Annotated in this window: 11 protein-coding genes; 7 read left to right on the top strand and 4 right to left on the bottom strand. The window is 72.7% G+C overall.

The annotated features are described in order from the left end of the window. Together scpA and meaB are read left to right on the top strand one after the other, a co-directional pair. On the top strand, window positions 1–2,232 hold the full coding sequence (gene scpA / locus BLW32_RS12585) for a methylmalonyl-CoA mutase (RefSeq protein ID WP_068741962.1): 2,232 nt from the start codon (window positions 1–3) through the stop codon (window positions 2,230–2,232). Next, window positions 2,232–3,212 carry a methylmalonyl Co-A mutase-associated GTPase MeaB gene (meaB, locus tag BLW32_RS12590; protein WP_082791485.1) on the top strand — a complete coding sequence of 327 codons (981 nt, stop codon included), beginning with the start codon at window positions 2,232–2,234 and terminating at the stop codon, window positions 3,210–3,212. Before scpA ends, meaB begins: the two co-directional genes overlap by 1 nt. Window positions 3,213–3,217: 5 nt before the next feature. Here meaB and BLW32_RS12595 read toward each other — a convergent pair whose 3' ends face one another. Together BLW32_RS12595 and BLW32_RS12600 are read right to left on the bottom strand one after the other, a co-directional pair. Beyond that, window positions 3,218–3,877: a helix-turn-helix transcriptional regulator gene (locus tag BLW32_RS12595; protein ID WP_068741960.1), complete on the bottom strand. Its 660-nt coding sequence runs from the start codon at window positions 3,875–3,877 to the stop codon at window positions 3,218–3,220. Window positions 3,878–3,892: 15 nt separating this feature from the next. After that, window positions 3,893–5,329, bottom strand: coding sequence for an amidase (locus tag BLW32_RS12600; protein WP_068741959.1), 1,437 nt, complete (start codon window positions 5,327–5,329; stop codon window positions 3,893–3,895). 167 nt (window positions 5,330–5,496) lie between these two features. Between BLW32_RS12600 and BLW32_RS12605 the strand changes: the two genes are divergently transcribed. The 4 genes from BLW32_RS12605 to BLW32_RS12620 are packed head-to-tail and all read left to right on the top strand — an operon-like array spanning window position 5,497 to window position 9,321. Next, complete coding sequence (locus tag BLW32_RS12605) at window positions 5,497–5,964, top strand: flavodoxin domain-containing protein (protein ID WP_068741958.1); 468 nt, start codon at window positions 5,497–5,499, stop codon at window positions 5,962–5,964. A 53-nt stretch (window positions 5,965–6,017) separates the two neighbouring features. After that, on the top strand, window positions 6,018–7,670 hold the full coding sequence (locus tag BLW32_RS12610) for a thiamine pyrophosphate-binding protein (protein ID WP_074850548.1): 1,653 nt from the start codon (window positions 6,018–6,020) through the stop codon (window positions 7,668–7,670). After that, window positions 7,667–8,299 (top strand): hypothetical protein, encoded by a 633-nt coding sequence (locus tag BLW32_RS12615; RefSeq protein WP_068525543.1) that lies wholly within the window; start codon window positions 7,667–7,669, stop codon window positions 8,297–8,299. Before BLW32_RS12610 ends, BLW32_RS12615 begins: the two co-directional genes overlap by 4 nt. Then, complete coding sequence (locus tag BLW32_RS12620; RefSeq protein ID WP_068741956.1) at window positions 8,284–9,321, top strand: 3-oxoacyl-[acyl-carrier-protein] synthase III C-terminal domain-containing protein; 1,038 nt, start codon at window positions 8,284–8,286, stop codon at window positions 9,319–9,321. Before BLW32_RS12615 ends, BLW32_RS12620 begins: the two co-directional genes overlap by 16 nt. A 9-nt stretch (window positions 9,322–9,330) precedes the next feature. Here the strand turns inward: BLW32_RS12620 and BLW32_RS12625 are convergent, their stop codons facing one another. After that, a complete protein-coding gene (locus tag BLW32_RS12625) occupies window positions 9,331–10,575 on the bottom strand; it encodes an alpha/beta hydrolase (RefSeq protein ID WP_068741955.1) in 1,245 nt (414 codons plus the stop codon). Window positions 10,576–10,674: 99 nt separating this feature from the next. Between BLW32_RS12625 and BLW32_RS12630 the strand changes: the two genes are divergently transcribed. Then, complete coding sequence (locus tag BLW32_RS12630; protein WP_068525549.1) at window positions 10,675–11,973, top strand: TrpB-like pyridoxal phosphate-dependent enzyme; 1,299 nt, start codon at window positions 10,675–10,677, stop codon at window positions 11,971–11,973. A gap of 10 nt (window positions 11,974–11,983) precedes the next feature. Here the strand turns inward: BLW32_RS12630 and BLW32_RS12635 are convergent, their stop codons facing one another. Next, window positions 11,984–12,340: a hypothetical protein gene (locus BLW32_RS12635; protein WP_068525550.1), complete on the bottom strand. Its 357-nt coding sequence runs from the start codon at window positions 12,338–12,340 to the stop codon at window positions 11,984–11,986. Between the last annotated feature and the right edge of the window lie 15 nt (window positions 12,341–12,355).

Consider the following 12,355-nt stretch of genomic DNA (forward strand, 5'->3'; position numbering starts at 1 on the left):
ATGACTGACACCACCATCGGCAGTTTCGCCGACGTCCCCTTCGAGGAGCTGCCCGCCGCCGCGCCGTCGAGCGCGGACGTGGACGCCTTCGTCGACGCCTCGGCCGCGGCCTACGCGTACACCCCGGACCAGCTCACCTGGACCACCCCGGAGGGCATCGACGTCAAGCCGGTCTACACCCGCGCGGACCGCGACGCCGTCGCCGAGGCCGGTTACCCCGTCGATTCGTACCCGGGCGCGGTGCCGTTCATCCGCGGCCCGTACCCGACGATGTACGTCAACCAGCCGTGGACGATCCGGCAGTACGCCGGCTTCTCCACCGCCGCCGAGTCCAACGCCTTCTACCGGCGCAACCTCGCCGCCGGCCAGAAGGGCCTCTCGGTCGCCTTCGACCTCGCGACCCACCGCGGGTACGACTCCGACCACCCGCGCGTCACCGGCGACGTGGGCATGGCCGGCGTGGCGATCGACTCGATCCTCGACATGCGGCAGCTGTTCGACGGCATCGACCTGGGCGGCGTCTCCGTCTCGATGACGATGAACGGCGCGGTGCTGCCGATCCTCGCGCTCTACGTGGTGGCGGCCGAGGAGCAGGGCGTGGGCCCGGAGAAGCTCGCGGGCACCATCCAGAACGACATCCTCAAAGAGTTCATGGTGCGGAACACCTACATCTATCCGCCCGCGCCCTCGATGCGGATCATCTCGGACATCTTCGGGTACACCTCGCAGATGATGCCGAAGTTCAACTCGATCTCCATCTCCGGCTACCACATCCAGGAGGCCGGGGCGACGGCCGATCTGGAGCTCGCGTACACGCTGGCCGACGGTGTCGAGTACATCAAGGCCGGCATCGACGCGGGCCTCGACGTCGACAAGTTCGCGCCGCGCCTCTCCTTCTTCTGGGGCATCGGCATGAACTTCTTCATGGAGGTCGCCAAGCTCCGCGCCGCGCGCCTGCTGTGGAGCGAGCTCGTCGCCGAGTTCGACGCGAAGAACGCCAAGTCGCTGTCGCTGCGCACGCACTCGCAGACCTCGGGCTGGTCGCTCACCGCGCAGGACGTCTTCAACAACGTGGCCCGCACCTGCGTCGAGGCGATGGCGGCGACGCAGGGGCACACCCAGTCGCTGCACACCAACGCGCTCGACGAGGCGATCGCGCTGCCGACGGACTTCTCCGCCCGCATCGCCCGCAACACGCAGCTCGTGCTGCAGCAGGAGTCGGGCACCACCCGGCCGATCGACCCGTGGGGCGGCTCCTACTACGTCGAGACGCTCACCCACGAGCTCGCCGAGCGCGCCCGCGCCCACATCCGCGAGGTCGCCGAGCACGGTGGCATGGCCAAGGCCATCAGCGAGGGCATCCCGAAGCTGCGCATCGAGGAGGCCGCGGCCCGCACCCAGGCCCGCATCGACTCGGGCCGCCAGCCCGTGATCGGCGTGAACAAGTACCAGGTCGCCGAGGACACCGCGATCGAGCTCCTCAAGGTCGACAACTCGAAGGTCCGCACCGAGCAGCTCGCGAAGCTCGAGCAGCTGCGCGCCGAGCGCGACCCCGAGGCCGTCAAGGCCGCCCTGGCGAACCTCACCCGCGCCGCGGGCTCCGCCGAGGGCGGCATGGAGAACAACCTCCTGGCGCTGGCGATCGACGCGGCGCGGGCGAAGGCCACCGTCGGCGAGATCTCGGACGCACTCGAGCAGGTCTACGGCCGCCACCAGGCCGAGATCCGTACGCTCAGTGGCGTGTACCGCGACGAGGCCGGCGCGGCCGGCAACATCCAGACGGCCACCGAGCTGGTCGAGAAGTTCGAGGAGGCCGACGGTCGCCGCCCCCGCGTGCTCATCGCCAAGATGGGCCAGGACGGCCACGACCGAGGCCAGAAGGTGATCGCCACCGCGTTCGCCGACCTCGGCTTCGACGTCGACGTGGGCCCGCTGTTCTCCACCCCGGAGGAGGTCGCGCAGCAGGCCGCCGACAACGACGTGCACGTCGTCGGTGTCTCGTCGCTCGCCGCGGGGCACCTCACGCTGGTGCCCGCGCTGCGCGACGCGCTCGCGGAGGTCGGCCGTCCCGACATCACGATCGTGGTGGGCGGCGTCATCCCGCCGGGCGACTTCGACGAGCTGTACGCGGCCGGCGCCTCGGCGATCTACCCGCCCGGCACCGTCATCGCCGACGCGGCGGTGAACCTGCTGCACGAGCTGGGGAACAAGCTGGGGTACCAGCTGGCGTGATCACCGTCGCCGAACTCGCGGACGGGGTCCGGGCCGACAAGCGCGCCGTGCTGGCGCGCGCCATCACCCTCGTCGAGTCCCGGCGCCCCGACCATCAGGCCCTCGCCCAGGAGCTGCTGCTCGCGGTGACGCCGGGACCGGACGCGCCGATCGCCACCCGCGTGGGGATCACCGGCGTGCCCGGGGTGGGGAAGTCGACCACCATCGAGGCCCTGGGCAACCACCTGATCTCGTTGGGGCACAAGGTCGCCGTGCTCGCCGTGGACCCGTCGTCCACGCGGAGCGGCGGATCCATCCTGGGCGACAAGACGCGCATGGGCACCCTCGCCGTGAACCCGCGCGCGTACATCCGGCCGTCGCCCACCTCGGGCACGCTCGGCGGGGTCGCGAAGGCCACCCGCGAGACGATGGTGCTCATGGAGGCCGCCGGCTTCGACGTGATCCTGGTCGAGACCGTCGGCGTCGGGCAGTCCGAGGTCACCGTCGCGAACATGGTGGACACGTTCACCTTCCTCACGCTGGCCCGCACCGGCGACCAGCTGCAGGGCATCAAGAAGGGCGTGCTCGAGCTCGCCGACGTGGTGGCGGTCAACAAGGCCGACGGGGATCACGTCGTCGAGGCGCGCGTCGCCGCCCGCGAGCTGTCGAGCGCGCTGCGCCTGATCCACCCGCGCGGCTCCCTCTGGCGCCCGCCCGTGCTCACGCAGAGCGCCGTCGAGGGCACAGGCATCCCCGAGTTCTGGGACGCCGTGCTCCGGCACCGCAGCACGCTGCAGGAGGCGGGGGAGTTCGACCGCCGCCGCCGGCAGCAGCAGGTCGACTGGACCTGGACGATGGTCCGGGACGCGATCCTCGGGCGGGTCGAGCATTCCGACGGTGTCCGGTCCGTCCGGTTCGGCGTCGAGGCGTCGGTGCAGGACGGCTCGCTGACGCCGGCCCTCGCCGCGCAGCGGATCCTCGACGCCTTCGACGGCCGCTGAGCGCGTCAGGGTAGGAGGCGATCGCGGGCCGCGGTGGCCACGGCGGCGGCGCGGTTCGAGACGCCGAGCTTGGCGAAGATGTGCTCGACGTGTGTGCCGACCGTCGACGGGGCGATCCCCAGCGTTCCCGCGATGCGGCGGTTGGTCGCGCCGTCGGCCAGGAGCCGCAGCACGTCGAGTTCCCGCCGCGTCAAGGCCGCGCTCGACGGTTCCGTGGCGCTCCGCGCGAGCTCGACCAGCTGCGGCCGCAGGCACGCCAGGAATCCGCGGGCGTGCGACGGGACGTCGGGGCTGTCGAAGCTGAGGTGCATCGCGCCGATCAGTTCGGCGCCTCGTGTGAGCGCCATCGATGTTCCCTCGCGGAATCCGGCGGGCGTGAGCAGCGACCGGGCGGTGGCCCCGTTCCGGAAGCCGGGGAGGTCCGCCCAGAACAGCGTGCGCTCGGGCGCCGCGACCACCGCCGCGAATCCGGGGTCGGTCTCCACGAACTCGGTGAAGAGGAATCTCTCGACCGGAGCGCGGTAGCCCCAGGTGATCAGGGGCAGCATCGCCGCCCGGGCGGACGGCCGATACCCCAGGGCCCCGGCGGCGCTGGGTAGGGCCGCGCGGGTGAGCTCGATGAGCCACTCGACGCGGTCCTGCAGGGCCGCCGGGGACAGGGTCATCACGTCATTGTGGCGTCATTCGGCGAGCGCTGGGGTGGTATCGGCCCACGGGTTCACCCGTTCGAGGACCGCCCCGACGCCGAGGACGACCGCGTCGGCGTGGTGGCCGCCCGCGATCTGCAGTCCCACCGGCAGCCCGTCGGCCGTGAACCCCGCGGGCACGGTCAGTGCGGGCGCGGTGAGCATGTTGTACGGGTAGGTGAGCAGCCATCCGAGGAGCCGGCGCCGGAGCGATTCGCCGTCGAGCCACTCGGGGGCGAATCGGTCGTTGGGGAACGCCGCCGTCGAGAGCGTCGGCGAGATCAGCACGTCGTAGTCCTGCATGAACGCGGCGTACGTGTCCCACATCGCGCCGCGGTACAGGTCGGCGCGCCCCACATCGACGCCGGTGAGGCGCTCGCCCTCGCGCAAGAGCTCGATCAGCTCGTCGTCGACGGTGCCGCGGGCGGCCTCCCAGTCGAGGAGGTCGTGCTCTGCGGCGAAGCCGGGCACCCAGACGCCGTTCCACATCGCCTCCTCGGGATCGCCCCAGGCGGGCGTGGCCTCGGTCACCGTGGCGCCGGCGGCCGCGAGCCGGTCGACGGCGGCGGCGCAGATCCGCGCGACCTCGGGGTCGACCCGCCCGAAGCCCAGGTCGGGGGAGTATGCGATCCGAAGGCCCTCCGCCGTCGCCTCCCGCACGGCGGAGACGAACGACGGGCCGGTCCGGGGGAAGGACATAGGATCGCGGCTGTCGGCGCCCGAGATCACATCGAGCATGAGGGCCGCGTCCTCGACGGTCCGCGTGATGGGGCCGTGGTACGCCCACTCGTAGTAGCGTCCGGCGAGGATCGTCTGGGGGATGAGTCCAGCGGTCGGTTTGAGACCGACGACGCCGCACAGGGCCGCGGGTATGCGGACGGAGCCGGCCCCGTCGCTCCCCTCGGCGAGGGGACCGAGCCCCGCCGCCACGGCCGCGGCCGCGCCGCCCGACGAGCCGCCGGGCGTGTAGCCGGTGCGCCACGGGTTCTGGGTGGGGCCGAACAGGTGATTGTCGGTGCCGCCGTAGTAGCCGGACTCGGGGGTGTTGGTGCGCCCCAGGAAGAGCCCGCCCGCAGCGGTGAGCCGCTCCACGATCGGCGCGTCCGCCTCGGCCACCTGGTCCTTCATCGGCAGCATTCCGAAGGTGAGCGGAAGCCCCTTCTGCGCGGTGAGGTCCTTGATCGTGTACGGCACGCCGCCGAGCGGCCCGAGGTCCTCGCCCGCGGCGCGGCGCCGGTCGAGTTCCGCGGCGTCGGCGCGGACCTGCTCGGCGTCGAAATGGACGATCGCGTTGATCGCCGGATTGATCCGCTCGACCCGCTCGATCGCGGCGTCGGCGATCGCACCGACGGAGACGCTGCCGTCGGCGACCCGGGCGGCGAGTTCGGTGGCGCTGGTCCACGCGAGGTCGATGGCATCGGAGGTGGTCATGGTGGCTCCTTCTCTCTGGTCCGGTTCGAACGCTAGGCAGGGGCCCGCCGCGGGGGTATCGGACGAACACCCGATACCGACCGATGTCCGGACCGGATACCGTGCGCACCCGGCGCGGGCCGCGGTGGCCCGGAGCGGCGGCCGCGGATCCGTGTCACGATGGGGCCATGTCGGCACTGGTGATCTGCGCGTCCTCCCACCACGGCAACACCCGGAAGGTGGCCGATCGAATCGGCGGGGTGCTGGGCGCGCCGGTGCTGGCGCCGAGCGAGGTCACGGCGGACCAGATCGACGCCGCCGACCTGGTCGGCTTCGGCTCGGGCGTGTACTGGATGTCCTTCGACCCCGAGCTGGTCCGGCTCGTGCGCGGCCTCGCCGCGAAGCCGCGCGGCACGGCCTTCGTCTACGCCACCAGCGGCCTGCCCGAGACGCCGCTGCGCCGGTACACCCGCACGCTCGCCGATCAGCTCACCACGGCGGGATTCCGGGTCGCGCCGGAGGTCTTCCACTGCCGCGGCCTCGACACGATGGGGCCGTTCGCGCTGGTCGGCGGGATGAACAAGGGGCGCCCCGCCGCGACGGACCTCGCCGCAGCGGAGGACTTCGCCCGCCGGTTGCAGGAGCGACAGCCCTAAGCGGACGGTGTTCGCCTGCCCGGTTGTGAAGGGGGTCACACGGGCCTACTGTGATGTTTGTGACTTCAAGGGTCGCCGACCGGATTGCAAATGCTTTGTATGCCTATGGTTTTCGCCACGCATACGGTATTCATGGTGCCAATTCGGAGGACCTCTTCGCCGCGCTGCTCCGCGCGCCCTCGGACCGCCGCCTCACGGTGACCATCGCCAAGCACGAGTTCGGTGCCGGCGCCATGGCCGACGGCTCGGCCCGCATGACCGGCCGCCCGGGGTGCCTCATCGCGACCTCGGGCGGGGCCGCGATGAACTGCGTCCCCGCGCTCGCCGAGGCGCACCAGTCCCGCTCGCCCGTCCTCGCCCTGATCGGCAGCCCGTCGACCGCGGCCGAGGGACGCGGCGCCTTCCAGGACATGTGCGCCGCGCCGCGCACCGTCGACGCCCTCGCAGTCCTGCGCGGCGTCACCGGTTTCGCCGCCAAGGTCTCCGGCCCGGAGGACCTGGAACCCGCGCTCGACGGTGCCTTCGCCGCCTTGGAACAGGGCCTGCCCGCGGCGCTCCTGCTGCCCAAGGACGTCCAACTCGCCGAGCACGCCGGACCGGTGGGCCGATCACCCGTCCCGCCCGGGCGGGCGGCACCGTCGGACGAGGTGATCCGCCTCGTCCGCGCGGCCCGCAGACCCCTGATCCTGCTCGGCGAGGCCGCTTCCCGCGCCCGGCTCGCCGAGCCGGTCGGGGAACTGGCCGCCGCCACGGGCGCCGTGATCGCCGTCGGGCCCAACGGCCGGGACGCCGCGCCGCCGACCGCCGTCGTGGGCGTCGCGGGCGTGATGGGACACCCGTCCGTCCCGCGGGTCGCCGCCGAGGCCGACCTCGTCCTCGCCGTCGGCACCGACCTCGATCTCATGGACCGCACCGGGCTCGACGAGGCGATGGACGTCACCTGCACGGTGCACGTCGCCGCCGAGCAGCCGCTGCGCGAAGTCACGATCCACGAGCCCGCCCGCGACCTCTCCGCGTACACCCGGTCCCTGACGGCCGCCCTCGGCTCCCGCGTCCGCGCGCCCTGGACGGAGGCCGCCCCCGTTCCGATCACCGTGCCGAGGAACGACTCCGGGCTGATGACCTGCGCGGACGCCGTCGATGCGCTGGCCGCCGCCATCCCCGCCGACGCCCTCGTCTTCGCGGACGCCGGCAACGCCGGGGCCGCCGCGGTGCACCGCCTGCCCCTCGGCACCGGCGAGCGCTTCCTGGTCGCCCTGGGGATGGGCGGTATGGGCCACGGCATCGCGGCGGGCGTCGGCGCGGCGATCGCCACCGGCCGGCCCACGGTGATCCTCGCCGGCGACGGCGCCTTCTTCATGCACGGCATGGAGATCCACACCGCCATCGAGGCGCAGGCACCGGTCCTCCTGGTGGTCCTCAACAACGACGCGCACGGCATGTGCGTGGTGCGCGAGGGCACGTTCTTCCCCGACCTGCCCAGCATCAACCGGTTCCGGCCCAGCCGCATCGCCGACGGCCTCGCCGCCATGTTCCCGTCCCTGCCCGTCCGCTCGGCCACCACGCCCGACGGTGCGCGGTCCGCCGCCGCCGAGCTGCTGGCCGGCGCGGGCCGCGGACCGTCGTGCCTGGAGATCGCGACCGACCCCGCGGAGATACCGCCATTCGCAGCGCTGCTGCCCGACACCGCGAAGGAGAGGCAATGATCCCCGTGATCGATATCGAGGGAACCATCCGGATCGAGAGCCACCCCCGCCCCGTGGCGCAGCCGATCCTCGTCGACCGCATGCGCTCGGTGTACCCGCACCAGCAGATCTACGGCGACTTCTGCCCCGTGCAGTCCTACGTCGACGCCCCGCCGGACGAGCTCTACGACTGGCTCTCCGACACCCGCTCGCTCGAGGAGTGGACCTACAGCCTGCGCGGCTTCCGGGAGACCGACGAGGCCGGACTGTGGGTCGCGCGCGACATGCTCGGCGCCGACACCGAGATCTACACGCGGACCGTGGCACAGCCCGACGCGCGCACCGTCGACTACCACTGCGCCTGGGACCAGGGGAAGCACCTCTGGATGATCTACCTGATGCGGGTGGTCGACGCGCAGCTCGTCCTGAACCGGCCCGGCTCCGTGGTGCTGTGGGTCAACTGCCACCACCCCTTCTACGACGAAAACCCGTACCCCGAGACGGCGCCGCCCGGCCGCCCGGTGTGGGTCGGCGACCTGTGGGACACCTTCGGAGCGGGGCACCAGATGGAGCTCGAGAACCTCAAGGCCATCGCCGAGTACCGGCACGCGCACGGTGAGCCGGTCAAGCCCGAATGGATGACGTCGTGACCGCCCCGGCCGCGACACCGCGGATCGTGGGGCTCGCCTCGCACCTCCCCGAGAACCGGGTTCCCGCCGCGTACTTCCGCCAGTTCGCCGACGCCGACAGCCGCACACTCACGTCGAACCCGATGTTCGCGCCGCCCGCGTACCGGCACCACGCGGCGGCGGGGGAGTCGAACGTCGACCTCATGTGCGCGGCGGTCGACCGGCTCCGGGAACAGGTCGGGGACGAGGCACTGCAGGCCGACGTGGTCCTCAGCCACTCCCAGCTGCCCGACCTGCCGGTCGTCGGCTGCGGCGGCGACGTCGTGCGCCGGCTCGGCACCCGGCCGTCGCTCGTCCTCGACATCCACAACGGCGGCTGCGCCGCGTTCCTGCTGATGCTGCACCTCGCCCGCACCATGTTCACCGCGGGCACCGCGCGCTCGGCGCTGCTGCTCACCGCCACCAACGCGGCGGGGAACGTGTTCACGCAGGACCGGGTGCGGAACCTGCCGCAGGCCGCCATCCCGGGCGACGGAGCCGCCGCCGCCCTCGTGGTCGCCGACCCGCAGGCCGGCGGGCTCGAGGTCCGCGAGGTGGTGTGCGCGCAGCACAGCGAGTACGCCGGCGACATGACCGCGGCGGTCGAGCCGCCGCGCAAGTACTGGGAGGCGGGCGAGGGGCAGCTGCACGTCGGCTTCACCGAGGCCAAGATCGCCAAGGTGCTGGCCCGAGGGAACCGGCTCGTCCCCGAGGTCGCCCTCGCGGCCGCGGCGGCGGGCGGGCTGCGCGGACCCGAGGTCGGGCACCTCGTCACCAATCAGCCCAACCGCACGTTCCTCCGGAACTGGCGCGACGCCCTCGAGCTCCCGCCCGAGCGGCACCCGGACACCTTCGACGAGTGCGGCAACCTGTTCGCCGTCGGCGTCCCGCACACCTTCGCCACGGCCCGCGCCGACGGCCGCATCGGCTCCGGGGAGGACGTGGTGCTGGCCGCCTTCGCCCACGCCGGAGACTTCGCCGCCGGCGCCCTGATCCGGACCTAGCGGTTCCGCCTAGCCCTGCAGGCCGAGTCGGCGGCCGAGCCAGTCGAGCTCCGCCGTGAGCCCGCCCGACCACACCGTGAAGTCGTGTCCGCCCCGCAGGCGCAGGGTGCGCACCTCCATGCCCGCGCGGCCGGCGGCTGCGGAGACCCTCTGTGCCGCCGCGGACGAGGCGGCGTCGCCCGTGCCCGCGACCAGTACCCCGGCCGAGTCGGGGTAGCGGCGCAGCGACAGGTGCGTCATCGGGTCCGCGAGCGCGTACGCGGCGCGGTCACCCGCGAACGCCTCGCGGATCGTGGCCTCACGCCCGCCGCCGAGGTCGGGTTCAGCCTCGGGGGAGAGGGCGAGGAAGGTGCGGAAGACGTCGGGGAAGCGCGTGGCCAGCTGGAGCGCGCAGGTGCCGCCGTAGGAGTAGCCGCCGACGGCCCACGCGCGCGGCGCCGTCTCGACGGCCAGGTTCTGCCGCACCCACGCGGGCACGTCCTCGGCGAGGTACGTCGCGGCGCGCGTGCGCCGGGTGTCGGCGCAGAGCGGGTTCTCGAACTGCCCACCGGTCGCGTCCGGCACCACCACGACCGGGGCGAGCCCGCCCCGGCGCTGCGCGTACGCGTCCATGGTCCGGGCCAGCTTCCCGCCCGAGAACCAGTCCCGTGGCGATCCCGGCTGCCCGTGCAGCAGCATCAGGACCGGCAGGCGCGCACGGGCGCCCGACAGGTAGGCCGGCGGCAGGTAGACCAGCGCCTGCCGGGCGGCGAACCGGGACCGCACGGACGGCACCGTCGCCCGGACGACGACGCCGCGCTCGGCGGTCGTGCCCGGCGAGGGCCGGGGCACCGTCGCCGGGTAGTCCACCGGTAGGAGGTCCTCCACCGACGGGTACGCCGAGTACAGCGAGTTCACCTGGCCGGCGCCCATGAGCACCACGACGGCGACCGCCGCGCCGCTGAGCCCGGCGGAGCGCCACGAGCGGGTGCGGGCGACGGCCACCGCGGCCAGCAACAGCGCCAGCACCCCGAGGGCGAACCACAGCAGCACCAGCGGGTCGAGCCGGTCCGGGAAGGGCTTCCACACGAACTCGACGAGGTAGTCGGCGAGCGCGGTCACCGCGAGGGCGGCGCCCGCGCACGCGAGGACGGTGCGCGCCGATCCGGTGCGCCGGCTCGCGCTCATCAACCCGGCCAGCGCGGCGGCACCCGCGAGGAGCAAGAGCAGTGGCACGGGACCCGCCGTGAGCTGCAGGTTCCGCAGCGGGTTCACCGGCCGCACTCCCTTCCTCGCACGTGCCCAGGATAGGTGCACTCGGTAAGACGGACCTGTGGGAAGGTGCCGGATTCGCGGCGTTCTAGTCTGTGAGCCATGACACTCTCGGACGCCGCCGCGCACCAGGACATCACGACCGTCGAGGTCCCCACCCACTGGTACAACCTGGCCGCGGAGCTCGACACTCCCATCCCGCCGCACCTGCACCCCGGCACCAAGGAGCCGGTGCAGCCGGAGGATCTTGCGCCGCTGTTCGCGTCCGGGCTCATCGCGCAGGAGGCGTCGACCGAGGCCTACCACGAGATCCCCGAGCCGGTCCGCGAGATCCTGTCGATGTGGCGCCCGTCGCCGCTCATCCGCGCGCGGAGGTTCGAGGACGCGCTCGGCACCACCTGCCGGATCTACGTCAAGTACGAGGGCGTGAGCCCCGTCGGCTCGCACAAGACGAATTCGGCCGTCGCGCAGGCCTACTACAACGCCGTCGACGGGGTGAAGAAGCTCACCACCGAGACCGGCGCCGGCCAGTGGGGCAGTGCGCTGTCGTTCGCAGGCGCCCAGTTCGGCATCGACGTCGAGGTGTGGCAGGTGCGGGCCTCCTACGACTCGAAGCCCTACCGCGGCCATCTCATGCGCACCTACGGCGGCACCGTGCACCCCAGCCCGTCGGAGCTCACCGAGGCGGGTCGCGCGATGCTGGCGAAGGACCCCGGCACCACGGGCAGCCTCGGCATGGCCGTTTCGGAGGCCGTCGAGGTCGCCGCCCAGGACCCGGAGGCGCGCTACGCCCTGGGCAGCGTGCTCAACCACGTGGTGCTGCACCAGTCCGTGATCGGCCTCGAGGCCGTCGAGCAGCTGAATCTGCACGAGAAGGGCGCCGACGTCGTGTTCGGCTGCGCGGGTGGCGGATCCAACCTCGCCGGCCTCGCGTTCCCGTTCCTGCGGGAGAAGATCCACGGCCGGCAGGACCCGCGGATCGTGGCGGCCGAGCCGGTGGCGTGCCCGTCGATCACGAAGGGCGAGTACCGCTACGACCACGGCGACGTCGCCGGCCTCACGCCGCTGCTGAAGATGCACACGCTCGGCATGGACTTCGTCCCGGACCCGATCCACGCGGGCGGCCTGCGCTACCACGGCATGTCGCCGGCGCTGAGCCACACCGTCGAGCTGGGCCTGGTCGAGGGTGTCGCGATCGAGCAGAACGACGCCTTCGCGGCGGGCGTGCTGTTCGCGCGCTCGCAGGGCATCGTGCCGGCGCCCGAGTCGACCCACGCCATCGCGGCCGCCGCCGACTACGCACGGGAGCACGCCGACGAGGTACTGGTCATCGGCCTCTCCGGCCACGGCCAGCTCGACCTGCCGGCCTACGCGGAGTACCTGTCGGGCAACCTGGCCTGACGGGCCGCCGCTACCTCCCCGGCGCGTCCGGGGGCGTAGCGGGCGAGCCGAGGGACCGTCGGATCTCGTCGAGCTTCGCCTTCGCGGCCTTCTCCCGCTCCTCGAAGGCGCGTGCGGCGTCCTGCCCCGCGGTGGTGCCGTGCGCGAGTTCCTCTGCGCCCAGCGCGGTGGTGGTGCGGCGCTCGATCTTCTCCCGCACGTGGTCGAAGGTGGGGACGCCGGAAGTCGTGTACCCGGTGACCTCCTCGTAGGACGGTGCGACGGGGCCGCTCGGCGGGAGGTCGACGATCTCGGCGTCGATCGGCTCCGCCGCAGCGGTCGTCGGATCGGAGTCCAGAGGCTGCGCGTCGTCGCCGGGGTTCGTCATGATCCCAGGGTAGCG

This window comes from Tsukamurella tyrosinosolvens (assembly GCF_900104775.1).
Classification (GTDB): domain Bacteria; phylum Actinomycetota; class Actinomycetes; order Mycobacteriales; family Mycobacteriaceae; genus Tsukamurella; species Tsukamurella tyrosinosolvens.

What these genes read in the sequence shown, in the direction of transcription:
- scpA (WP_068741962.1), top strand. Translation starts at nt 1, where the DNA reads ATGACTGACACCACCATCGGCAGTTTCGCCGACGTCCCCTTCGAGGAG.
- BLW32_RS12595 (WP_068741960.1), bottom strand. Translation starts at nt 3,877, where the DNA reads ATGACCCTGTCCCCGGCGGCCCTGCAGGACCGCGTCGAGTGGCTCATC.
- BLW32_RS12600 (WP_068741959.1), bottom strand. Translation starts at nt 5,329, where the DNA reads ATGACCACCTCCGATGCCATCGACCTCGCGTGGACCAGCGCCACCGAA.
- BLW32_RS12605 (WP_068741958.1), top strand. Translation starts at nt 5,497, where the DNA reads ATGTCGGCACTGGTGATCTGCGCGTCCTCCCACCACGGCAACACCCGG.
- BLW32_RS12610 (WP_074850548.1), top strand. Translation starts at nt 6,018, where the DNA reads ATGTTTGTGACTTCAAGGGTCGCCGACCGGATTGCAAATGCTTTGTAT.
- BLW32_RS12615 (WP_068525543.1), top strand. Translation starts at nt 7,667, where the DNA reads ATGATCCCCGTGATCGATATCGAGGGAACCATCCGGATCGAGAGCCAC.
- BLW32_RS12620 (WP_068741956.1), top strand. Translation starts at nt 8,284, where the DNA reads ATGGATGACGTCGTGACCGCCCCGGCCGCGACACCGCGGATCGTGGGG.
- BLW32_RS12630 (WP_068525549.1), top strand. Translation starts at nt 10,675, where the DNA reads ATGACACTCTCGGACGCCGCCGCGCACCAGGACATCACGACCGTCGAG.
- BLW32_RS12635 (WP_068525550.1), bottom strand. Translation starts at nt 12,340, where the DNA reads ATGACGAACCCCGGCGACGACGCGCAGCCTCTGGACTCCGATCCGACG.